This window comes from Pseudomonas sp. G(2018), from assembly GCF_005502415.1.
GTDB lineage: Bacteria > Pseudomonadota > Gammaproteobacteria > Pseudomonadales > Pseudomonadaceae > Aquipseudomonas.
In genome coordinates, this window is record NZ_SCOO01000007.1 from 11,805 (window position 1) to 35,317 (window position 23,513).

The 23,513-nt window shown below is 59.1% G+C and carries 15 protein-coding genes; 10 read left to right on the top strand and 5 right to left on the bottom strand.

The features are described 5' to 3' along the window. Positions 1-2,298: a fatty acid cis/trans isomerase gene (locus tag FFS64_RS09120; protein WP_137805091.1), complete on the bottom strand. Its 2,298-nt coding sequence runs from the start codon at positions 2,296-2,298 to the stop codon at positions 1-3. A gap of 155 nt (positions 2,299-2,453) precedes the next feature. Between FFS64_RS09120 and metH the strand changes: the two genes are divergently transcribed. Beyond that, the gene (metH, locus tag FFS64_RS09125; RefSeq protein ID WP_137805092.1) at positions 2,454-6,164 is read left to right on the top strand and encodes a methionine synthase; all 3,711 of its coding nucleotides are present in this window, start codon (positions 2,454-2,456) and stop codon (positions 6,162-6,164) included. A 59-nt stretch (positions 6,165-6,223) separates the two neighbouring features. Here the strand turns inward: metH and FFS64_RS09130 are convergent, their stop codons facing one another. Then, on the bottom strand, positions 6,224-7,354 hold the full coding sequence (locus tag FFS64_RS09130; RefSeq protein ID WP_137805093.1) for a fibronectin type III domain-containing protein: 1,131 nt from the start codon (positions 7,352-7,354) through the stop codon (positions 6,224-6,226). A gap of 163 nt (positions 7,355-7,517) precedes the next feature. Between FFS64_RS09130 and FFS64_RS09135 the strand changes: the two genes are divergently transcribed. Further along, the gene (locus tag FFS64_RS09135; protein WP_137805094.1) at positions 7,518-7,733 is read left to right on the top strand and encodes a DUF2970 domain-containing protein; all 216 of its coding nucleotides are present in this window, start codon (positions 7,518-7,520) and stop codon (positions 7,731-7,733) included. On the opposite strand, the gene FFS64_RS09140 is transcribed toward FFS64_RS09135, so the two are convergent. After that, the gene (locus FFS64_RS09140; RefSeq protein WP_137805095.1) at positions 7,730-8,815 is read right to left on the bottom strand and encodes an ABC transporter substrate-binding protein; all 1,086 of its coding nucleotides are present in this window, start codon (positions 8,813-8,815) and stop codon (positions 7,730-7,732) included. The genes FFS64_RS09135 and FFS64_RS09140 overlap by 4 nt on opposite strands. A 523-nt stretch (positions 8,816-9,338) precedes the next feature. On the opposite strand from FFS64_RS09140, the gene FFS64_RS09145 reads away from it, so the two are divergent. Then, positions 9,339-10,997 (top strand): nitrite/sulfite reductase, encoded by a 1,659-nt coding sequence (locus FFS64_RS09145; RefSeq protein WP_137805096.1) that lies wholly within the window; start codon positions 9,339-9,341, stop codon positions 10,995-10,997. Continuing rightward, a complete protein-coding gene (locus FFS64_RS09150) occupies positions 10,981-11,475 on the top strand; it encodes a DUF934 domain-containing protein (RefSeq protein WP_096511978.1) in 495 nt (164 codons plus the stop codon). The genes FFS64_RS09145 and FFS64_RS09150 overlap by 17 nt, the downstream gene beginning before the upstream one ends. Before the next feature lie 45 nt (positions 11,476-11,520). Here the strand turns inward: FFS64_RS09150 and FFS64_RS09155 are convergent, their stop codons facing one another. After that, on the bottom strand, positions 11,521-15,471 hold the full coding sequence (locus FFS64_RS09155; protein WP_137805097.1) for a leucine-rich repeat domain-containing protein: 3,951 nt from the start codon (positions 15,469-15,471) through the stop codon (positions 11,521-11,523). Positions 15,472-15,664: 193 nt separating this feature from the next. After that, complete coding sequence (sohB, locus tag FFS64_RS09160; RefSeq protein ID WP_137805098.1) at positions 15,665-16,687, bottom strand: protease SohB; 1,023 nt, start codon at positions 16,685-16,687, stop codon at positions 15,665-15,667. A gap of 201 nt (positions 16,688-16,888) precedes the next feature. Here sohB and FFS64_RS09165 point away from each other — a divergent pair, with 201 nt between their 5' ends. The 6 genes from FFS64_RS09165 (at position 16,889) to FFS64_RS09190 (ending at position 23,426) form a co-directional block, all read left to right on the top strand. Next, positions 16,889-17,599 carry a histidine phosphatase family protein gene (locus FFS64_RS09165; protein ID WP_137805099.1) on the top strand — a complete coding sequence of 237 codons (711 nt, stop codon included), beginning with the start codon at positions 16,889-16,891 and terminating at the stop codon, positions 17,597-17,599. Positions 17,600-17,677: 78 nt separating this feature from the next. After that, positions 17,678-17,992 (top strand): SCP2 sterol-binding domain-containing protein, encoded by a 315-nt coding sequence (locus FFS64_RS09170; RefSeq protein ID WP_137805100.1) that lies wholly within the window; start codon positions 17,678-17,680, stop codon positions 17,990-17,992. Between the two features lie 293 nt (positions 17,993-18,285). Continuing rightward, complete coding sequence (locus tag FFS64_RS09175; RefSeq protein ID WP_137805289.1) at positions 18,286-20,130, top strand: amidohydrolase; 1,845 nt, start codon at positions 18,286-18,288, stop codon at positions 20,128-20,130. Between the two features lie 92 nt (positions 20,131-20,222). After that, positions 20,223-21,086, top strand: a complete 864-nt coding sequence (locus tag FFS64_RS09180; RefSeq protein WP_095194668.1) for a LysR family transcriptional regulator — start codon at positions 20,223-20,225, stop codon at positions 21,084-21,086. A gap of 106 nt (positions 21,087-21,192) precedes the next feature. After that, on the top strand, positions 21,193-22,338 hold the full coding sequence (locus tag FFS64_RS09185; protein WP_137805101.1) for a sterol desaturase family protein: 1,146 nt from the start codon (positions 21,193-21,195) through the stop codon (positions 22,336-22,338). Continuing rightward, the gene (locus FFS64_RS09190; protein WP_137805102.1) at positions 22,335-23,426 is read left to right on the top strand and encodes an SMP-30/gluconolactonase/LRE family protein; all 1,092 of its coding nucleotides are present in this window, start codon (positions 22,335-22,337) and stop codon (positions 23,424-23,426) included. Before FFS64_RS09185 ends, FFS64_RS09190 begins: the two co-directional genes overlap by 4 nt. The last annotated feature ends 87 nt before the right edge of the window (positions 23,427-23,513 follow it).

The window sequence follows — 23,513 nt, forward strand, 5'->3', positions numbered from 1 at the left end:
CTAGAGGTTTTCGTAGCGATTCATATCCAGCACGCCCTCTTCCACCGGCTCGGTCTCGTGGATGTAGCGGCTCAGGTCATGAAAGTACTGCCAGAACTGCGGATGGCTGCGGCGAATCCCCCAGCGCTCGACGATCTTCTCGAAACGATCGGCATCCTTGGCGTTTTCCATCGCATCCACAAACGCCGGGACTTCCCCGGCGGGAAGGTTGAACATGAAGTTCGGATAACTGCTTAGAACCCCCGGGAAGATGGTCAAGGTATCCAGCCCCGGCTGATAACGCAGCGACTCGCCGAGCAGAAACGCCACGTTACTGTGCGCGCGGTTGCGCAGCAGACTGTACACCACACGCTGGTCGTTCGCGGTTTCGACCCGCAGCATAGTCGCTTCCGGCAACTGATCGATGACCCTGAGCCCGGCCGCCGGGCGTGACGCCAGGCGACTCAAGGCCTGTTCGGCGCTCTGCAAGTCCGGGTCGATGTTCGGGCGCGAACAATAGGCGCCGTCGCAGCGGTTGATCGGATCCGGCTTGGCATCAAGTTCGCCATAGCGGGCCAGCAACTGCATGGCGAAGTCGCGTTTCGGGTCTTTTTCATCGAGCTTAAGCGCGGTCGGCTTGTCGTTGTCGATGGACTCGTAGTCCATCCACATCTTGAATTTGCCGCTGCTCTGATACCAGTCATCGAGGTAGCCATCGCGCGAATCGGCGGGCATCAGGCGCAGGAAATTCTGCTCGGCACCATTGCGGATCAGGTCGAAGTACAGGCGTGTCTGAGCTTGATGGGAGACGTTGCCGAACACATCGAAATTCACCGCCAACTGATAATAGGTGCGTTCCAGCAGTGGGAAGTCGAACAGCCACATCGTTTGCGGCACATCACCGATAAGGCCCTTGGTCACGGCGGCACTGTCGAAGTGCCGAAAGATACTCAGCAGCGCATTGTCGTTGCCGGCCCACAAGGTCGACCAACTGGGTGCCGGCAGGTCGGCGTAGCTGTCGCGACGCAAGGCCTCGTACTCATTGCGTTTGTCGCGGTAGTCGTGCCACAGGCTCAGGACACTGCCGACGTCGTCGTTCTGCCCCGGCATCGCCAGCAACGGCGTGGCCTGACCACGGTAATTCGGGTCGGTGATATAGAGGTCGTGTTCCGGCGCCTGGAACAGCGCCCAGAAGTTGTCGCGGATCACGTCCGTGGCGATTTGCCCCCGGCAAACCGGGCCGCGAATAAAGGTGCGCACGAAATACTCGGCGTTATCGAGCATGAATTGATAACGCGCCTGGGCCGGGATTGCCTCGAACGTGGCAAACGGATTGGCCCGACTTTCCGGCCCGTAGCCCGGCAAGGCGCTGACCTGCCAGTTGCCGTTGTAGAACAGGCTTTTGACCCGGGCCATTTTCGCCGCGCTCAGCGGATATGTGATGTGGGTCTTGTGCACGATCACGCCCTGCACCGGCCACAATCGGTAATAAAACTGCGTGCCCGGATCATCGTTCGGGCGACGGGTATTGATCAGGTCGATGGGCTGGCCGGTCGGCGTGCGTGAGCGCACCCACTGGAAAAAATGCCCCGGCTCGCCGTCCTTGAAGTAGAGGTGCGCGAGAAACCAGTGTTCGAACAACCAGCGCCCCACCAGACTTTGTCGGGCACCCGGTGCGTTGAGCAGGTTTTCCCATTGCACCACCTGCAACGCTTCCCGGGCGCTGGGCACCAGGCCCTGCTCATCGATCGGCGCGCCGGACGCGAGCCAGCGCTGCAAGGTCTGGTACTGCTGATCGGTCAGCCCGGTGACCGCCAGTGGCATGCCCTGATTCGGATGGGAACCGGCGTAAGCGTCGAACTCCGCCGGCATGGCACACATATTGTCGCGGTTGAGGCCGAGGGCAATGTCTTGTGGCAGTTTGGCATTGGGTTGCAGCGGCGTCCGGTGACCCAGCTCGAGCATGCGCGCCATCAGTGCCGCCTGACTGCCTTGAGCATCGAGTACCGAATAAAAGCCCTTTTGCTGCCAGGCACGCTTGCCGAAGGCGTCGTAGAACAACCGGGTCGGTGCTGCGGCCTGGCTGCGGTCGCCGTCGTAAACAGGGGTTTTGCTCGCGCCACGGGCCGCACCTTCGCCACTGCCCAGGTTGAGCTGACAGGCGGAGTCATAGCAGGCATGGCAGGCCACGCACTTTTCAGTAAAGATCGGTTGAATGTCGCGACTGTAGGAAATAGAAGGAGAAATAACCGGGTCTTGCGCCACGGCGCCCCAGCTTAAAAACAGCAACACACTGCTGATGACGACGCGATACGACATGTCCCTGATCCCGATCCTTGAAAAACGCCGCGATTCTACCGGTCTGACGCTCGCACCAACATGAGCGATATTCATGCAAAACCCGAGCATGCTCTAAAAGCGCACAGGTTTGCTATTATCCCGGCCCTTCGTCATGGTCTTTTCGAGTAGTCCCAATGTCCGATCGCAGTGTTCGCCTTCAAGCTCTCAAGCACGCCCTCAAAGAGCGCATTCTGATTCTCGATGGCGGCATGGGTACGATGATCCAGAGCTACAAGCTCGAGGAACAGGATTACCGTGGCAAACGCTTCGCCGATTGGCCGAGCGATGTCAAAGGCAATAACGACTTGTTGGTGCTGACGCGCCCGGACGTGATCGGTGGCATCGAAAAAGCCTACCTGGATGCCGGTGCTGACATCCTGGAAACCAACACCTTCAACGCCACCCGCATTTCCATGGCCGATTACGGCATGGAAGAACTGGCCTACGAACTGAACGTAGAAGGCGCTCGCCTGGCGCGCAAGGTCGCCGATGCCAAAACCCTCGAGAACCCGGACAAGCCACGCTTCGTCGCCGGCGTACTCGGCCCGACCAGCCGTACCTGCTCGCTGTCCCCGGACGTGAACAACCCGGGCTACCGCAACGTGACCTTCGATGAACTGGTGGAAAACTACACCGAGGCGACCAAAGGCCTGATCGAAGGCGGCGCCGACCTGATCCTGATCGAAACCATTTTCGACACCCTCAACGCCAAGGCTGCGATCTTTGCCGTGCAAGGTGTGTTCGAAGAACTGGGCATCGAGTTGCCGATCATGATCTCCGGCACTATCACCGACGCTTCCGGCCGCACCCTGTCCGGCCAGACCACCGAAGCCTTCTGGAACTCCGTGGCCCACGCCAAACCGATCTCGGTCGGTTTGAACTGCGCCTTGGGTGCCAGCGAATTGCGCCCGTACCTGGAAGAGTTGTCGAACAAAGCCAACACCCACGTTTCGGCGCACCCGAACGCGGGCCTGCCGAACGAATTCGGCGAGTACGACGAACTGCCATCGCAAACCGCCAAGGTCATCGAAGAATTCGCACAAAGCGGCTTCCTCAACATCGTCGGCGGTTGCTGCGGCACAACCCCGGGTCACATCGAAGCCATTGCCAAAGCCGTGGCCGGTTATGCACCGCGCCAGATTCCGGAAATCTCCAAGGCCTGCCGTCTCTCGGGCCTGGAGCCGTTCACCATTGATCGCAACTCGCTGTTCGTCAACGTCGGCGAGCGCACCAACATCACAGGTTCCGCCAAGTTTGCCCGCCTGATCCGTGAAGACAACTACACCGAAGCCCTGGAAGTCGCCCTGCAACAGGTCGAGGCCGGCGCCCAGGTGATCGACATCAACATGGACGAAGGGATGCTCGATTCGAAGAAGGCCATGGTGACCTTCCTCAATCTGATTGCCGGCGAACCGGACATCTCCCGTGTACCGATCATGATCGACTCCTCCAAATGGGAAGTGATCGAAGCCGGCCTCAAGTGCATCCAGGGCAAGGGCATCGTCAACTCGATCAGCATGAAGGAAGGCGTCGAGCAGTTCATCCATCACGCCAAGCTGTGCAAGCGCTACGGCGCCGCCGTGGTGGTGATGGCGTTCGACGAAGCCGGCCAGGCCGACACCGAAGCACGCAAGAAAGAGATCTGCAAACGCTCCTACGACATTCTGGTCAATGAAGTCGGCTTCCCGCCGGAAGACATCATCTTCGACCCGAACATCTTCGCCGTGGCCACCGGTATCGAAGAACACAACAACTATGCCGTGGACTTCATCAACGCCTGTGCCTACATCCGCGACGAGCTGCCGTATGCCCTGACCTCGGGTGGCGTGTCCAACGTGTCGTTCTCGTTCCGTGGCAACAACCCGGTGCGCGAGGCGATCCACTCGGTGTTCCTGCTGTACGCGATCCGCGCCGGCCTGACCATGGGTATCGTCAACGCCGGTCAACTGGAGATCTACGATCAGATCCCGGTGGAACTGCGCGACGCCGTGGAAGACGTGATCCTCAACCGCACCCCGGAAGGCACCGACGCCCTCCTCGCCATCGCCGACAAGTACAAGGGCGACGGCAGTGTCAAGGAAGCCGAGACCGAAGAGTGGCGCAACTGGGACGTCAACAAGCGCCTGGAGCACGCACTGGTCAAAGGCATCACCACCCACATTGTTGAAGATACCGAAGAATCCCGTCAGTCCTTCGCCCGTCCGATCGAAGTGATCGAAGGGCCGTTGATGTCCGGTATGAACATCGTCGGCGACCTGTTCGGCGCCGGTAAAATGTTCCTGCCGCAGGTGGTGAAATCCGCCCGTGTGATGAAACAGGCCGTGGCCCACCTGATCCCGTTCATCGAACTGGAAAAAGGCGACAAGCCGCAAGCCAAGGGCAAGATCCTGATGGCCACGGTCAAGGGCGACGTACACGACATCGGCAAGAACATCGTCGGCGTGGTGCTGGGCTGTAACGGCTACGACATCGTCGACCTTGGCGTGATGGTCCCGGCGGAGAAAATCCTCCAGGTCGCCAAGGAACAGAAGTGCGACATCATCGGCCTGTCCGGCCTGATCACCCCGTCGCTGGATGAAATGGTCCACGTCGCCCGCGAAATGCAGCGCCAGGATTTCCACCTGCCGTTGATGATCGGCGGCGCCACCACCTCCAAGGCGCACACGGCGGTGAAGATCGAACCCAAGTACAGCAACGATGCCGTGGTGTACGTCACCGACGCTTCCCGCGCGGTTGGCGTGGCCACGCAGCTGCTGTCCAAGGAGCTGAAGGCCGGTTTCGTCGAGAGAACCCGCGAGGAATACATCGAAGTCCGCGAGCGCACCGCCAACCGCAGCGCCCGCACCGAACGCCTGAGCTACGCCGCGTCGATTGCGAAAAAGCCGCAGTTCGACTGGAGCACCTACACCCCGGTCAAACCGACGTTCACCGGCACCAAGGTGCTGGACAACATCGACCTGAAGGTATTGGCCGAATACATCGACTGGACGCCGTTCTTTATCTCCTGGGACCTGGCCGGCAAGTTCCCGCGCATCCTCCAGGACGAAGTGGTCGGTGAAGCCGCCACCGCGCTGTACGCCGATGCCCAGGAAATGCTCGCCAAGCTGATCGACGAGAAACTGATCAGCGCCCGCGCGGTGTTCGGCTTCTGGCCGGCCAATCAGGTGCGCGACGATGATATCGAACTCTACGGCGATGACGGCAAGCCCTTGGCCAAACTGCATCACCTGCGCCAACAGACCATCAAGACCGACGGCAAGCCGAACTTCTCCCTGGCGGACTTTGTCGCACCGAAGGACAGCGAAGTCACCGACTACGTGGGTGGCTTCATCACCACCGCCGGCATCGGCGCCGAAGAAGTGGCCAAGGCTTATCAGGACGCTGGCGACGACTACAACTCGATCATGGTCAAAGCCCTGGCCGACCGCCTGGCCGAAGCCTGCGCCGAGTGGCTGCACCAGCAGGTGCGTAAGGAACACTGGGGTTACGCCAAGGACGAAACCCTCGACAACGAGGCGCTGATCAAAGAGCAATACACCGGTATCCGCCCTGCCCCGGGCTACCCGGCGTGCCCGGATCACACCGAGAAAGCCACCCTGTTCGCCCTCCTCGACCCCGAGGCGGCCGAAATGCGTGCCGGCCGCAGCGGTGTGTTCCTCACCGAGCACTACGCGATGTTCCCGGCGGCGGCAGTCAGCGGTTGGTACTTCGCTCACCCGCAGGCGCAATACTTTGCCGTGGGCAAGATCGACAAGGACCAGGTGCAGAGCTACACGTCGCGTAAAGGCCAGGAACTAAGCGTCACCGAGCGCTGGCTGGCGCCTAACCTCGGTTACGACGATTGATCAGCGACTGAAGGCAGATCATGCATGCCGCCGGGTTTCCAGCGGCATGCATTCAAGCTTTAAGACATAAAACTTGCGTAGTACATTATTGTTTCCAATCGGCCACCCCAACGATTGTTCGCTGTGTTGACCGCTTCGTAGGTCCTTCCCTGAGGTGGTTCGGGAGAGGCATTTCTGGTCCAATAAGAGACCGTATCATTGGTTTGTGGCCAGCCATACCGGCTCAGATCTCCCCATTCCGAACACAAACTCCCGACCCGCCGGTCCCCTGCGCCGCCTCGCGTACTCATAATATGCACATCCGGCAACGGCCCTTGCGCTGCTGCCTGCGTGTGAGTGTAAGTAACGTTTGAAGGCGTACTAAACCAATGCAAAGGATTGATCAAGTAATTAACCTTCACTCCTTGACTGTCTTCGATCACGACAATTACGCTGCCTTTTTTATGTAAAGTCACAACGTTCCCGTTCAGCGTTGCCACGGCACTGTCGCTGACAGTCAAATTATAAGGACGCTCTCCCCCTACGATATCAAACTCCAATTGCGCCCCCGGAAAACCGGTCCGTGGAAAAGTATCGGCAGCATCAAACGCAAATGCATCATGCCGAGGAGAAGCTATTACGCGGCGAACTGACAGCTCATCCAGGGTGCGATGAACAATCGATACAGGTGCCGAAAAATTACCTCTTTGGTCATAGGACGAAATGGCAAACTTATATTCAGTTCCAGAGGCCAGTCCCTCTACCGAAATTGTTGCCTGGTCGGTAGTTTCATAGAGGACGCCATCTACGTCGATCTCATACATCAGCCCGGGGCCACCGCTGGCCTGGTCCCACGCCAAGTCCACGCTGGTAGTGGTTTGTCTGGTCGTTGTCAGATTATCAGGCGTTGAAGGTAAATCCTCCAACGTGGTGAAACTTCCATAGACCCGAAGCGAACGCTGTCTCAACTCGTTTTCAAGTTGCAATGCAACACAATACGTTGTTCCAGGCTCCAGGTTCTCTACAAAAAACTGCGTGCCTTCCACCTCTGTTTCGGAGTTGCTTCCGCTCACCCAAATGTAACTTTTATAAATATTTTCATCGATTGGTTTTACCCAACTCAACTCCAAAGAATTATGAGCCGGAATTGCTTGAAAATTGGTTGGCATAGCGGGCCGAATGGCTCGCCTGTCGAAATTAATGATTTGCAATGGTAGTTTCCTTACAAGTAATGCAATTCTATTGCGATGCAAATCCAGTTAAATCGATTTCACTCAACCGATCTACTATCAGAAATAACAGGTAGACAGCGTTATTTGACTTCTGTGATCACGCCACTAAAGTTAATCGCAGGGTTGCACCAAAGAGGTGTTTATGGACGAGTCAAATAATAAACCACCGACCTTCTGGCAGATGCTGCACAGCGTCATGGCGGCGGCGTTCGGGGTGCAGAGCGGGAAGAATCGCGCACGGGATTTCACCCACGGCAAACCCAGTCATTTCGTGATTTTGGGGATCTTGTTCACCGCCGTGTTCGCACTGATGCTCTACGGCATCGTGCAACTGGTGGTGCATCTGGCAAAGATTTAGTGCATCAGGGTTTGCAGGCTGAACGGGTAGCGCCAGGACGTCGGGCGCCCCTTGGCCGAAAGCTTGTGAAAATCCACGCCGAAATCCTGCGAGGCGCCCATTGCCAGCAGACGCTTGGCTTGTGCCCGGTCAATCAACTGTAACAACGGAATCTGCCGGTCACGACCGCCGTACTGGCTGATGTCGATGCCCTCGTCGTAGTCATGCAACTGCACCAGCGCCCAGCCACCCAGACTGAAATGCCCGCCCAGCAACACGCTCAAGCGATTGTCGAGCAACGCGTGCAAGGCCGCGGGCGAGTTATTGATCGTACCGAACAGCGCGTCCTTGCCAGGCTTGCCGCCCGATTCTTCAAAGGCACGCATCACACCAAAAACCATTTCGTCATTCGCTGACCAGATCAGCGACGTCTGCGGGTAGCGCCTGAATAACACCTTGGCCTGTTCATAGGCTCGTTCCCGGGTCCAGCCACCGTACACCAGCTGGCGCAGACGCACCTCAGGGTGTTCGGCCAATGCCCGGCGCATGCCCTTTTCCCGCAATTGCGCCGAGGGTGTGATTTTCAGTCCGGAGAAGGCCAGCAGGTCCAAGTACTGACCGGGAGCAACCGGAGGATGCAAACGGATCAGTTCCTTGAGCATCAGGTAGCCACCCTCCTCGTCGTTGGGCACCAGGCTGCCCACCCAGTCGGGGTATTTGTCGGGCCGGGCGCCGAGCAGGCGCATCTGGTCCGGGGTCAGGGCGTTGTTGACGATAAACAGTTTTACCCCGCTGCCATGGGCCAGGCGCAGGATTTCGGGAGCGATATATTGCTCGTTGACGAACACCAGATAGTCGGGACGGTTTAGCCCTTGCAAGGCTTTACGCGCTTGAGCGAGGGTGATCTCGGCGTTGCGGTCGGAGTACTCGATGCGCAGATCCATGGCCAGATCCTTGGCGGCGGCCTGCATGAATTGCGAGTAACTGACCCAGAAAGCTTCCCTGGTCGTTCCCGGATTGAGGAACAGCACCGACGCCGCCTGAGCGCTCGGTCCCGCGACCATGGCCAGCGCCAGCAATGCGCCACACAGCAACTTCAACATTGGTCGTCCGAGCCCCCGGAAATTCGCCGCGCATTATAGCCAGCGAACGCCCGCAAAACGGCGTTTATTCCGGTTTTTGTCCGACAATCGTCGGAACGAGGCCCGGACGGGGTCGTTTATTGATGACTGACCCAAAATACAGCAGTGCCGACGACCAGAATGATCAGGAACAGAATCGCCCAGGCATCGACCGTGCTATCGCTTTTCCTTGCTTTGGTTGGGTTGCTCATTGCATCGCCTCTTGTCGGTTTTATCGGTGATTGCATAAAGACTCGACCACAGTTAAGACGATGATTGCCCGCACGACAAATGTGGGTTAAGTGGCAACCGTTCTCGTTAGGCGATTTGGTTCTTTACATATACTCAAACATCACTTTTGCGCATAACCGCAAACTGGTATCTTGCCCCAGCTCCGTAGGGAGTGCGCGGCCGTGCGCGCAGAATTGCAGAGGCTCTATCGGGTTCCGGCAAGCACAAAAACGCAGCTGTATCCGAGCGACCCAAGCCTGAGAACAGGACTTATATGTACGTATACGACGAGTACGATCAGCGGATCATCGAGGACCGCGTCAAGCAGTTCCGTGATCAGACCCGACGCTATCTGGCAGGCGAGCTGAGCGAAGAAGAATTCCGCCCCCTGCGCCTGCAGAACGGGCTTTATATCCAGCGCTTCGCACCCATGCTGCGTGTGGCGGTGCCTTACGGCCAATTGACTTCGCGCCAGATGCGAATGATGGCCAAAATCGCCCGCGACTACGACAAGGGCTATGCCCACATCAGCACCCGGCAGAACGTGCAGTTCAACTGGCCGGCGGTGGAAGACATCCCGGACATCCTGGCTGAACTGGCCACCGTGCAGATGCACGCGATCCAGACCAGCGGCAACTGCCTGCGCAACGTCACTACCGACCAGTTCGCCGGCGTCGCGGCCGATGAGCTGATCGATCCGCGCCCATGGTGCGAGATTGTTCGTCAATGGACGACTTTCCACCCGGAATTCGCTTACCTGCCGCGCAAGTTCAAGATCGCCGTCAATGGTTCGACCTCCGACCGTGCCGCCATCGAAGTCCATGACATTGGCCTGGAGCCAGTGCATAACGCCGCGGGCGAACTGGGTTTCCGCGTGCTGGTTGGCGGTGGCCTGGGCCGCACCCCGGTGGTGGGCGCATTCATCAATGAGTTCCTGCCGTGGCAAGACCTGTTGAGCTACCTCGACGCCATCCTGCGGGTGTACAACCGCTATGGTCGTCGTGACAACAAATACAAGGCACGGATCAAGATTCTGGTAAAAGCGCTGACCCCTGAAGTCTTCGCCCAGAAAGTCGATGCGGAAATGGAACACTTGCGCGGTGGCCAGACCACGTTGACCGACGCCGAAGTGCATCGCGTCGCCAAACACTTCGTCGACCCTGACTACAAGGCACTGGACAACCAGAGCGCCGCACTGGCTGAACTCGACAAGGAACACCCGGGCTTCGCCCGCTGGCGCGCCCGCAATACCCTGGCCCACAAGAAGCCGGGTTATGTGGCCGTGACTCTGTCCCTGAAGCCGACCGGCGTTGCGCCGGGTGACATCACCGACAAGCAGCTCGACGCCGTGGCCGATCTGGCCGACCGCTACAGCTTTGGTGAATTGCGCACCTCCCACGAGCAGAACATCATCCTGGCCGACGTCGAGCAGGACAAGCTGTTCACCCTGTGGGGCGAGTTGCGCGAGAACGGTTTCGCCACGCCGAATATCGGCCTGCTGACCGACATCATCTGCTGCCCGGGTGGCGATTTCTGTTCCCTGGCCAACGCCAAGTCGATCCCGATCGCCGAATCGATCCAGCGCCGTTTCGACGACCTGGACTACCTGTTCGACATCGGCGAGCTGGACCTGAACATTTCCGGTTGCATGAACGCCTGCGGTCACCACCACGTCGGCCACATCGGCATCCTCGGGGTGGACAAGAAAGGCGAAGAGTTCTACCAGGTGTCCCTCGGCGGCAGCGCCAGCCGTGACGCCAGCCTGGGCAAGATACTCGGCCCATCCTTCGCACAGGACGATATGCCTGACGTCATCGAGAAGCTGATCGACGTGTACATCGAACAACGTACCGAAGACGAGCGCTTCATCGACACCTATCAGCGTATTGGCATCGACCTCTTCAAGGAACGCGTCTATGCAGCGAATCATTAAGAACAACGAAGTCGTCGACGAAACCTGGCACCTGCTGCCCAAAGACTTCAACATCGACGAAATCACCAACTGCGACGATTACATCGTCCCGCTGCAACTGTGGCGCGAACACAGCCGTATGCTCCTGGCCCGCGATGGTGGCCTGGGTGTGTGGCTGGACGCCGATGAAGAAGCCGAGGAAATCGGTGAAGACGTGGCCAGCTTCCAGGTCATCGCCTTGAACTTCCCGGCCTTCACCGATGGCCGCAACTACTCCAACGCCCGCCTGCTGCGTGACCGTTATGGTTTCAAAGGCGAACTGCGGGCGATTGGCGATGTACTGCGCGACCAGCTGTTCTATATGCACCGCTGTGGCTTCGATGCCTTTGCCATTCGCGCCGATAAAGACCCGTACGAAGCCCTTGAAGGTCTCAAGGACTTCTCGGTGACCTATCAGGCCGCCACCGACGAACCGCTGCCGCTGTTCCGTCGTCGTTGAATCGTGATGCCTTGAGCCCCTTGCGGGCTCAAGGCTCGCGAGTTGTCACCTGGGTTCCCCTACAGGCGGAAATGGCCGCCCCAACGCCACCCAGTGGGCGTAAAGCCGAGCCCGGTCCTCCAATGTTGCGAATGCCGCTAACGGGTTGTCGAAAGCCCCCCCTGGCAACCGCACATCCTGGATCAATCGCCCCCACAATTCCTGCGACGCATCGGCTTCAGCCAACAATCGCCACACCCGCGCTTGAAGATCCAGATAGTTGACCTGGAAATCCGGGGTGAGCGTCAGTGTATTGATGGTCCCTAAAAACCGTCCGCCGCGATGCCTGAGCGCCAGTCGTTGCCATAACTGTAACCGGGCATCCCCTAGCGCTGGTTCAATGCCGTTCAACCAGACCGCCGGGTCCCCATAGTTATTGCCCGCCGTGTTCAACCACAAGTTGATGCCCGTCTGCTCCCGATGCGAAACCAATCGTTGCAGGGTGTCCTCGTCGTTGATCGGGTTGCGCCACAGCAGGACTCGATCCCTAGCGATAGCCTGATTCAGCACCGACTGTGGAACTCGTTGGATCTGGTTATCCTGTAAGTCCAGGGTTGTGAGATAGGGCTGATCCATAATCCCGACGGGGCAAGTCTTGATGTCCGTATTACTCAGTTTCAATGACCGCAATTGACTCATCCCCATGACAACAGGGGGAAAAACCAACGGGTTATCGCTCAGATCCAATGATTGCAAATTGACCAATGGACTTAACTGTCCCGCAGTGTTTTCCGGGAGAGCCAATACTTGCTCGTCGTCCAGCAAAACTGGCTGCGCCACCGTGTTCTTCTGGAAGGTCAGCCAGGTGGAACGTAGATTCAACGACGTGAGATGCTGCAACTGGGGGATTGTCGGCGGCAACACACTTTCCAATTCCCCTACAGCGTTGGGTAACCGCAAGTCCGTGCCTTCCAGGTTCAAGGTTCGCAAATGTGGGAAGCGTTCGAGAAAGCCATTCAGAGTCTCCCGTTCGAACAAGTGGAAGTTACTCATATTCAACTCCACCACGTCATTGAACCGGACATTCAGGAGCGGCAGCCGATGATAATCCTCATTACTCATGTCCATCCTGAAGCCATCAACGTGATTTCCCGTGTAGTGGCTATTGCCCTGGGGAGGCTTTTTTTGCCAGATCGCAATGAGCTCATCCGCCAGCTCACCGCGAGTTTCGCCCTCATACTGCATCACTTCCTGGATCCGTCCGACGTTGTACTCGTCGATTTGCTCGGCCGTCAGCCCTTCTGTCCCGGGATCCCCCATTTGCAGCAAGTCGACGTCCATATCGTCGATGTCGACCGCGACTTGATCAATCCAGGTCTCCAGATCCGAATACAGTTGCTGCAACTGCTGTTTTGTACCGTCGATAAAAGCCTGAGCCCCGCTCCCCAATGGCTGCAAGATCGCATCAGCTTCGCCATTGGATAAGTCGGGATAGATCTCCTTGAGTTGCAACCTCATCGCTTGCTGGGTCAGTGCCGCCTCTTGAGGTGTATTCGGATAAACACCCCCTCTCAATCCCTCGGCCTCGAACGGCAACCGTGATTCCATCCTGCCCAGGCCAAGCATCAGTTCTGAGCGGGACAATGGCTGGTCGCTGATTTTCAGCCTCAGCTCAGTGCCGGGGTCGCTCGATACCAACCCCAGCGCCGATCGCTCCTCATTGGACAGAACAGCCACGACAGCTTCGGAAAAATTGGTGACGCCAGCGGCGTGGGTTGACGCATGCTGGGGTAAATAGTGCTTACCCGACTTGATCAGGATCCGGCAATCAGGCGTATCGAGCGGACCACTGCGATCCAGAATCCGGCCTCCGATCGAACTGTCGCGTACTTCGATTAGCAGCCCTTTGGGCCATCCAGGCAGGCCCCTGAGGGAGTGCAACATCAGTGTGTCCGATTCGGTATTGGTTATGGATCGAAGATAGAGACCTTCGTAGGCTCGATTAAGGCGTACATGTTGCTGGTATTGGCGCGCCTTGCCGTCCAGTTGCTTGAACAGCTCCCTGGCCCGGACCGGTTCGGGTGACGCCGTGAAATCGACACCATAGCGATCCAGCACTTGCTCCACGGCGGCCTTGGGCAGGTCGGGGTATGTACGTTGAAACAGCTGCACCCATGGGTGCTCCGACTGCTGGAGCGCCTGATATCGACGGTTGAACTCAGCCTGCGCGTTCCCTGGATCGCCCAGCGCCGTCACCTCCTGATCGATCCTGAAACGATCGACAGTATCAGCCAGCAGGGGCGTCGGCGCGCGTCCTGACTGCATCAGCCGCAGCATGTCATCATCGACTTCGCTGACCTTGCCGATCTGTGCCAGTACTTCATCAGTAAAGGTGCCGGCCGGCGCCCCTACTCCTCGCAAAAGCTCCGTACGGGTCGGCAAAGGCAATTGCGGTTGCCGGGGCGTCTGTGCAACGGCTGGCCCCTCGATCGACCCGCTTGCCCCTCCACTTTCGCGCTCCACATTGGTCACCACAGCCAACTCCGCCCCATCCCTGCCCAGCGAAGCAACGCCCATTGCCAACGGCAGCGCGTTGAGCAAACCGAACACGGTTCGCGTCACACCCTGGGAGCGCTGGCTGGCGGTCTGGCCGTTAACGGCCTGATCCAACCCGTATCCGGCGTCGATCAGTCCGGCGAGGACCATCAATCCCTCTCCTCCAGGCACAAATAAAGCCAGCGGACCGAACCGGGTGATCCATTGGGCTATCGGTTCGACGACCGCACTCAAGTTGTCGCGGTTGACCTGAGCATCATCGCGAATCGTTTCGACGCTGGCCTGGGCAGCCCGTTTCATGTTCAAGACCAGCTGCGCAAACGGATCAGCGTGCGGGGAAGGCAGTTCGAAATCGATGTAGTCGGCAGGGTCCCAGTATCCCTCGTCGTTGAAGAAGCCCGAGTCTTTGGACAGCATGTGCTTTCGCGGGAACATCGCCATGCCATCGAGCGCCGTGAGTACTCCGGCATGGAACGTACCGTCGTCACGGTCCTCTTCGGCGAAGTGACAAGCCAGCGCCTGCTTCGTTTCGCCAGCCTTGCCCTGTTGGACTATCCATTGGCGCAACTGGCCCCTGTCGGCGAACTCATGCAGCGGTGAAGAGTTGCCAGGGATAAACATTAGCACTCGACCGCTGGATCGATCGCGGTAGCACCAGATGTCCCTTGCCGTGTATCGGTATAGCTTCAAGCGGCTCGCCTGGACGCTTACGGGAATGCGCGTGCACGCACGCAGTTGTTCGATCGTCAGAGTTTCCCAGGTTTGCCCGGCTGGCAGCCCCGCCGCCTGCATGGCCAATTCCAGACCTTTTTCAGACAGGCAATCTTCCTGACGCTGCAGCCACGCCGTCATGACAAAAGCGGCTTTGGTCGATGTCCTCAGGGCGTAGGGTTCGCGCGCCGCGATCACCTTGTCGGACGGCCAGGCCTGATCGACATAGGCCTGATACAACTCTTTGAACTGCAGCTCCCAAACCCATTTTTTGAAACTCGCAGGGGTCAGGCTGATCTGCGTCTGCGGCCCATAGGATTGCGGCTCCGAGCGGCGATAAATACCTTCATAGGTGCGATGATCGTCAGTCGGCTCGGCCTGTTCCATGATGCGTATGGACGGTCCGATATCCGGCGGGACGTAGAAGCCGAAACCTGTCTCATAAAAGTGACCGTCGCCAATGGTCTGATAATCGGATAGCAGCGCCTGAACCAAGGACTGCGACCTCGCCACTCGCCCCAGATGGCTGCCGTCCAGCTCGGGACGTAGCCAATAATCGTAATGCAGCGTGACCAGTTGCGCGGTCTGCGGATCGATGCCCGGCCCCCACTTTTCGCGGATAAGGTGCTCGCCATACTGGTCAGGGGTCTGGGGAAGCGCGCCGTCTATCGTCGCTCTCAATTCGTCGCGCATTCGTAGAGAGGGTGCCGGGTGCGGGGAAGAATCCTGTTCGTGAAGAAACGTGTTCATGGTGCATTCCTTTGCAGTCACGTCAAAAACATTACCCTACCCAATCTGCCCTCGTTTCAATGTCGGAGTGATCGACAGCAACCGATGGAAAGTGCACTGCTGCCGGACAGAAATCGAACCGTACTGAAGACCAAAAAAAACCGTGGAATCGCTCCACGGTTTTTGATGGGTCATGAGGATGTGGCTTCGAACGTCACCAGAAACGTTGCTGGGTCAACCGGCTCCACCAGTTCAGCAATACACGATCGACCGATCCGCTGGCGGCCATGCCGATGCGTTCCTGCAGGCTTTTGCGTTCGGCGTAGTGCAGGTGATAAAGCTCGGACTGCTTGGCGCGTTCGGCCAGGTATTCGTCGCTGGTCTTGAGTTCATCCACCAGTTGCTTGTCCAGCGCCGCGACACCCAGCCAGATTTCCCCGGTGGCCACTTCGTCGATGGCCAGTTGCGGGCGGTAGCGGGAGACGAAGTTCTTGAACAGTTGATGGGTGATGTCCAGGTCTTGCTGGAACTTCTCCCGGCCCTTCTCGGTATTTTCGCCGAACACCGTCAAGGTACGCTTGTACTCGCCGGCGGTCAGCACTTCGAAGTCGATATCGTGTTTCTTCAGCAGGCGGTTGACGTTGGGTAGCTGTGCAACCACCCCGATCGAACCGAGGATCGCGAACGGGGCGCTGATGATTTTCTCGCCGATGCACGCCATCATGTAACCGCCGCTGGCCGCGACCTTGTCGATGCACACGGTCAACGGTATGCCGGCCTGACGGATACGCGCCAGTTGCGAGGATGCCAGACCGTAGCTGTGCACCATGCCGCCACCGCTTTCCAGGCGCAGCACCACTTCATCCTTGGGTGTGGCCAGGGTCAGCAGCGCGGTGATTTCGTGACGCAGGCTTTCAGTGGCCGAAGCCTTGATGTCGCCGTCGAAATCCAGCACGAACACCCGGGGTTTGGCTTCGGGCTTTTTCTTCTGTTTCTTCTCGGTTTTAGCCTGGGACTTGCGCAAGGCCTTGAGCTGGTCCTTGTCGAGCAAGGTTTGCTCAAGGCGTTCGCGCAGCCCTTTGTAGAAATCATTGAGCTTGCTGACCTGCAGCTGGCCGGCCGACTTGCGTCGACCTTTGCTGCGCAAGGCCGCGAAACTGGCCAGGACCACCAGGATGGCGATCACCAGGGTCACGGTCTTGGCCAGAAAAACGGCGTACTCGGACAAAAACTCCACAGGGACTCCTTAGACGATGCGCGGCATGGAAGCGCGCGGGATACCTTCAGCATACCCATGCGCCGGCCTTGCGGCCAGCCATGAAACCTCTGGCAACAGGCCTGCAACAGACATTTCAAACAAGCGTATGTTTTTTCATTGACAGCTCACCGTCATCCTCATAACCTCGCCAAACCTTCAACGTACCGGGACGACGCGGACGTGGGCAGCATCTATTTGATTCGACATGGCCAGGCCTCCTTTGGTGCAGACGACTACGACGTCCTGTCGCCCATCGGTGTTCGCCAAGCGCAAATCCTCGGCCAGCACCTGGCCGAACTCGGTATCAGCTTCGATCGCTGCCTGGCGGGCGACTTGCGCCGCCAGCAACATACGGCCAACAGCGCGCTGGAACAATTCGCCGCGGTGGGCCTGCCGGTACCGATCCTGGAAACCGATTCAGCGTTCAACGAGTTCGACGCCGACGCGGTGATCCGCGCGCTACTGCCGGCGATGCTGCCGGACGAACCCGAAGCCCTGAACATCCTGCGCAACGCCGCGCAAAACCGCGCCGAATTCCAGCGCATCTTCGCCTTGATCATCGAGCGCTGGCTCACCGGCACCTACGACACGCCGGAGCTGGAAAGCTGGGTGGGTTTTGTCGAGCGGGTTCGGGCCGGTCTGCACAGAATCCTTGAAAGTGCCGACAACACCCAGAAAATCGCGGTGTTCACTTCCGGCGGCACCATCACCGCCATGCTCCACCTCATTACACAAATGCCTGCCAGGCAGGCCTTTGAATTGAACTGGCAAATCGTCAACACCTCGCTCAACCACCTGAAGTTCCGTGGTCGCGAGGTGGCCCTGGCTTCCTTCAACAGTCATGCGCACCTGCAACTGCTGAAGGCCCCGGAACTCATCACGTTTCGCTGAGTCCGGACTATTGTGACCCTGGCTGTAATCACCCAGCTCTTATTACCCTGCTCTAATTACCAAAAAAAGGATCAAACCATGACCTCCGTAGCAGATGCCGTACAAGCAATGAAAGCCAAGTTCAACCCAGCCGCTGCTGCCGGTCTGGACCTGGTCTTCGGTTTCCGCATCGACGACACCAAGAACTTCTCGCTGATCGTCAAGGACAGCACCTGCGAGCTGCAAGAAGGCGAGAACCCGGACGCCCAGGTGACCCTGGTGATGGACGGCGAAACCCTGGAAGGCATCGTCAGCGGCGAAACCGACGGCATGCAAGCGTTCATGGGCGGCAAGCTGCGCGCTGAAGGCGACATGATGCTGGCCATGAAACTGTCCGAGCTGTTCCCGACCTAAGACCGCGGCTCCCTGCTTCGGGAGTCTCGCTGGCTGCACACGAATCCCGCCCCTTGTGGCGGGATTCGTCGTTTTTGGCTCCGGAAAACGGCCCGACCTGGATTTGCCGTCTATATTCCTTCTGGCCGCCTGGGTCAGCCAGCGGCTGTTTGTCCTCGACTCAAGTTGCGGAGAGCACCGGTATGAGCCCATCTGACGACCCTAACGGTTTGAACCGCCGCCACGTACTGCAAGGCTTGTCCGCGGGCGCCATCGGTGCCTGGATCAGTCCGCTGTTCGCAGGCAGTAAAACGATGCCGGAAACGCCCGCCGACCTCATCCTGTACAACGGACGCCTGCACACCGTCGACCGCAAGAAACCCCAGGCCAGTGCCGTCGCGATCAAGGACGGGCGTTTCGTGGTGGTGGGCAGCGATGCCCAGGCCATGGCCCTGCAAGGACCTGCTACGCAAGTCATCGACCTGCACGGACGCACGGTGATTCCCGGCCTCAACGACTCGCACTTGCACCTGATCCGTGGTGGCCTCAATTACAACCTCGAATTGCGTTGGGAAGGCGTGCCGTCGCTGGCCGATGCACTGCGCATGCTCAAGGAGCAGGCCGACCGTACCCCGACGCCGCAATGGGTGCGGGTGGTCGGTGGCTGGAACGAGTTCCAGTTCGCCGAGAAACGCCTGCCCACCCTTGACGAACTGAACAAGGCCGCCCCCGACACACCGGTGTTTATCCTGCACCTCTACGACCGCGCCCTGCTCAACCGCGCAGCCTTGAAGGTGGTGGGCTATACCCGCGACACGCCGAACCCGCCCGGCGGCGAAATCCAGCGCGACGCCAATGGCGACCCCACCGGCCTGCTGATCGCCCGCCCCAATGCGATGATTCTCTACTCGACCCTGGCCAAGGGGCCGAAGCTGCCGCTGGAGTACCAGGTCAATTCGACGCGTCAGTTCATGCGCGAACTCAATCGCCTGGGGGTCACCAGTGCGATCGATGCCGGCGGGGGCTATCAGAACTACCCCGACGACTATCAAGTCATCCAGCAACTGGCCCAGGACCAACAGCTCACAGTGCGCATCGCCTACAACCTGTTCACCCAGAAACCCAAGGAAGAGCTGGCGGATTTCCGCAACTGGACCGGCAGCGTCAAGTTGCATCAGGGCGATGACTTCCTGCGGCACAACGGTGCCGGGGAAATGCTGGTGTTCTCCGCCGCCGACTTCGAAGACTTCCTTGAACCGCGCCCGGACCTGCCGTCCGCCATGGAGCAGGACCTGGAACCGGTGGTCCGCCATTTGGTGGAGCAACGCTGGCCGTTCCGCTTGCACGCGACCTACAACGAATCCATCAGCCGCATGCTCGACGTGTTCGAGAAGGTCAATCGCGACATCCCCTTTGATGGATTGCCCTGGTTCTTCGACCACGCCGAAACCATCTCCCCTCGCAACATCGAGCGGGTCAAAGCCCTGGGCGGTGGCATCGCGATTCAGGATCGCATGGCCTTCCAGGGCGAATATTTCGTCGAGCGCTATGGCGCCAAGGCCGCCGAACACACGCCGCCGATTGCCCGCATGCTAGCCGAAGGTGTGCCGGTGGGCGCCGGCACTGACGCCACACGGGTGTCGAGTTACAACCCCTGGACTTCACTGTACTGGCTGGTCAGCGGGCGCACCGTCGGCGGTCTGGAGCTGTACCCGCAAGGCTTGAGCCGCGATACCGCACTGGAAATCTTCACCCACGGCAGCGCCTGGTTCTCCTCCGAGCAAGGCAAGAAAGGCCAGATCAAGGTCGGGCAATTGGCGGATCTCATTGCACTGTCGGCGGACTACTTCCACATCGAGGACAACGGGATCAAGGACATCGAAGCGGTACTGACCATCGTCGATGGCAAGATTGTCTACGGCAGCGCCGAGTTCGAAAAACTCGGGCCGCCACCGATCCCGGTGGTGCCGGAGTGGTCGCCGGTGGCCAAGGTGCCGGGGCACTGGAGAGCAGCACCGCTGACAGCACAGGTTCATCAGTGCGTCGGGGCCTGTGCGGTGCATGCGCACAGTCATGAGCGGGCGCGATTGTCGAATGCACCGGTCAGTGATTTTCGAGAGTTCTGGGGAGCGTTTGGCTGTTCGTGCTTTGCGTTTTGAATTCCAAAACAACTCCTGTAAGAACAAGCGTCTCACTCGCCACAGATGGTGAGTGCTCTTACAATGCGGGCACTCTCCTCACCGGCCACCCCATGGACATCGATCTCGCCCGCACCTTTCTGGAAATCGTCCGCCACGGCAGCCTTGCCGCGGCCGCCGAGAAGCTTCATGTCACTCAGACCGCGATCACCGCGCGGGTTCAGAAACTCGAAAGCCAGCTGGGCAGCACCCTGTTTGTGCGCAATCGTGCCGGGGCGCGCCTGACACCCAACGGCGAAGCCTTCGTGGTGTACGCCAATCAACTGGTGGAAACCTGGGAAGCCGCGCGCCGGGATTTGCCGCTGCCCGAGGGATACCACGACGTGCTGCACATCGGTGGCGAGGTCAGCCTGTGCAATCCGTTGATGCTCAGTTGGGCCGGCGAACTGCGGGAAAAAATCCCCAGCCATGCGCTGCGCATGGAGATCCGCGACGGTGAAAATCTGCTGCGCCAACTGGAACTCGGGGTGCTGGATGCGGCACTGGTCTATCAGCCCGAATACTGGCCGCGCCTGCAAGTCGAGCAGATTCTGGAAGAAAAACTCATCCTCGTACGCCAACCCGGGCGCGCCGATCCTTATGTGTACATCGATTGGGGCCAGGATTTCCGTCGCCAGCACGATGCCGCCCTGCCGGAAAAAGCCAAGGCGGCCCTGAGCTTCAACCTTGGCCCGCTGGCCTTGCAGTACATCCTCGAAAATGGCGGCAGCGGCTACTTCCGCACCCGCGTCGTGCAGAGTTATCTGGAAAGCGGCGTGCTGGAGCAAGTGCCCAAGGCCCCGGAGTTCAGTTACCCGACGTACCTGGTCTACTCCCGCGACCGCGATTCGGAAACCCTGCAACGGGCCTTCGATTTGCTGCGCGAAGTCATCAAGATCGATGACGACTGGTCGCAACGCTGGAACCCGCTGACCTGAGTCCGGTTTGCACCGGATCATGGCCGTTGTGTCCTCAAGGTTCATCCAAACAAAACGTCGGGATCGACTAATCTGCTGGAGATAACAATAACGACAGGTGATTGCAGTGAGGCAGACCACCGAAGCATTCCGCAGCCGTTACCGCGCCAACATTCACCCGCTCTACAACCCGTGGCTGCATGGCGCCTTCGTGCTGCTGTTCGGCATTTTGGCCATTGCCGCATTCTGGAGTACGGTGCACCAGGTGCAACCGCTGGCGTGGCTGGCGGTGCCGCTGACCTTGTTGTTCTTCAACCTGGGTGTGTATCTGGTGCATCGACACCTGGGCCATCACAAAAAAGCCTTTGCGCGAATGTTCTACTCTCGCCATGCCGGCGACCATCACAGTTTTTTCGCACCCGGGTACATGACCTACAACAGCGCCCGCGACTGGCGGGTGATTCTGTTTCCGGCCTGGTTGATCGTCTTGCACACCCTGGTCATCACCTTGCCGATCTGGTGGCTGCTCAAGCAGTTCGATGCCAACGTCGCCGGGCTGGTCGCGGGCTGTCTGGTCCTCGGCTACCTGGCCTATGAGGTGTTTCACGCCTGCGAACACCTGCCACCGCACAATCCGTTGACGCGCCTGCCGTGGATCCGCCAGATGCGGCGCCTGCACGAATTGCACCACCGCCGCGAAATGATGCAGGAGCGCAATTTCAACATCGTTTTCCCGCTGATGGATTATCTGTTCGGCACCCTCTACTGGGAGCCGGAGCAGGCCACCCCGTACCCGACGAGAACGCCCATGACCCGCATGAAGCATCAGATCGAGATTGCTGGAAACCCCATCGACGTACTCGCCTACGCCAGCACCGTGACCCGTTGGCCGGAATGGCATCCGTCATCGCTCAAGATCAACGGACAGCGAGGTCCCCTGCATGCCGGTGCGCGGTTCGAAGAGGACATCCGTGCCGGCGGGCGTGACGGGCATCTGAGCTGGGTGGTGGACGAGTACCTGCCGGGGCGGCGCTGGATTGCCCAGGCTCAGGGCGATCACGGTCTGTCGTTGATACTGATGTATGAGTGTGAGTCCAAGGGCGACGGCACGCGGTTTATCCGCACGCTTGAGTATCAGTTCAGCGGCCTGGGGATGCGCATCGCCAACAAACTGCTGCTCAGGCGCCGGATCGATCGCGAGTCGGCGGCGTCGATGCTGGCATTGCGCGAAATGGCGCAAAAACACCTGGCGCAGTCCGGAGTCAATGCGTGAGTCGACGGATCAGATTTCACCACTGCCTGTTGCTGGTGATCATTGCCATTGGCGCGTTCCTGCTGCTGATGCCGACCAAAGTGCAACCGGTGGCCTGGACGCCGCAGCCCGCGCCGTCTCTCACCAGCGGCGTCTATGCCGATAATCAACGTCTCAAGGGCATGGAACGGGTCGGTGCCGCGAACATTGACGGCCCGGAGGCGCTGCTGCTGGAAGGCGATACGTTGATCACCGGTTTGCATGACGGTCGGCTGATCCGCACCAGTCTCGACGGTAAGGTCACCAAAGTCCTGGCCGATACCGGTGGCCGGCCCCTGGGACTGGCTCGGCACCCCAATGGTTTGCTGGTGATCGCCGACGCGGTCAAGGGCTTGCTGTCGCTGGATGCCCAGGGTCGCCTGGTGGCAATGACCACGACAGCCGCCGGCGTACCCTTCGGTTTCACCGATGACGTGGCCATCGATAAGTCCGGGCACTACGCCTATTTCAGCGACGCCTCCAGCCGCTTCGGCTACGGCGAGGACGGCGAGGCCATCATCGAGCACGGTGGCGACGGACGCTTGTTGCGTTATGACTTCCAGACCGGCAAGACCACGGTATTGCTGGACAAGCTGGAGTTTGCCAATGGCGTCACCCTGGGGCCGGACGATGCCTTTGTGCTGGTCAACGAAACCGGCGCCTATCGTATCAGCCGTTACTGGCTCAGCGGCCCCAAGGCCGGCACTCACGATCTGTTCATCGACAACCTGCCGGGGCTGCCGGATAACCTGGCATTCAATGGCCGCGACCGTTTCTGGGTGGCGTTGTACGCGCCGCGCAACGCACTGCTCGATGCCACGGCGGCGCATCCGTTCGTGCGCAAGATGATCGTGCGGGCCATGACGATCCTTCCCAAACCGGTAGAGAAACGCGCGTTTGCCCTGGGCCTGGACATCGAGGGCAAGGTGATCGCCAACCTGCAGGATGGCAGCAGCGGCAATTACTCGCCGGTTACCACGGTGCGTGAGTATGGGGAGTGGTTGTATTTCGGCTCGCTGAAGGCGAAGAACATGGTGCGGTTGCCATTGAGTACCGCCTTGGAGAAATAACCCGGATAACAATGTGGGAGCGAGCCTGCTCGCTCCCACGGGGATTGTTGGTGTTTTTTCGCGGGGATATTCTGTTGCATGTGGCAC

What these genes read in the sequence shown, in the direction of transcription:
- FFS64_RS09170 (WP_137805100.1), top strand. Translation starts at nt 17,678, where the DNA reads ATGACCTCCGTAGCAGATGCCGTACAAGCAATGAAAGCCAAGTTCAAC.
- FFS64_RS09175 (WP_137805289.1), top strand. Translation starts at nt 18,286, where the DNA reads ATGCCGGAAACGCCCGCCGACCTCATCCTGTACAACGGACGCCTGCAC.
- metH (WP_137805092.1), top strand. Translation starts at nt 2,454, where the DNA reads ATGTCCGATCGCAGTGTTCGCCTTCAAGCTCTCAAGCACGCCCTCAAA.
- FFS64_RS09145 (WP_137805096.1), top strand. Translation starts at nt 9,339, where the DNA reads ATGTACGTATACGACGAGTACGATCAGCGGATCATCGAGGACCGCGTC.
- FFS64_RS09135 (WP_137805094.1), top strand. Translation starts at nt 7,518, where the DNA reads ATGGACGAGTCAAATAATAAACCACCGACCTTCTGGCAGATGCTGCAC.
- FFS64_RS09150 (WP_096511978.1), top strand. Translation starts at nt 10,981, where the DNA reads ATGCAGCGAATCATTAAGAACAACGAAGTCGTCGACGAAACCTGGCAC.
- FFS64_RS09155 (WP_137805097.1), bottom strand. Translation starts at nt 15,471, where the DNA reads ATGAACACGTTTCTTCACGAACAGGATTCTTCCCCGCACCCGGCACCC.
- FFS64_RS09180 (WP_095194668.1), top strand. Translation starts at nt 20,223, where the DNA reads ATGGACATCGATCTCGCCCGCACCTTTCTGGAAATCGTCCGCCACGGC.
- FFS64_RS09140 (WP_137805095.1), bottom strand. Translation starts at nt 8,815, where the DNA reads ATGTTGAAGTTGCTGTGTGGCGCATTGCTGGCGCTGGCCATGGTCGCG.
- FFS64_RS09120 (WP_137805091.1), bottom strand. Translation starts at nt 2,298, where the DNA reads ATGTCGTATCGCGTCGTCATCAGCAGTGTGTTGCTGTTTTTAAGCTGG.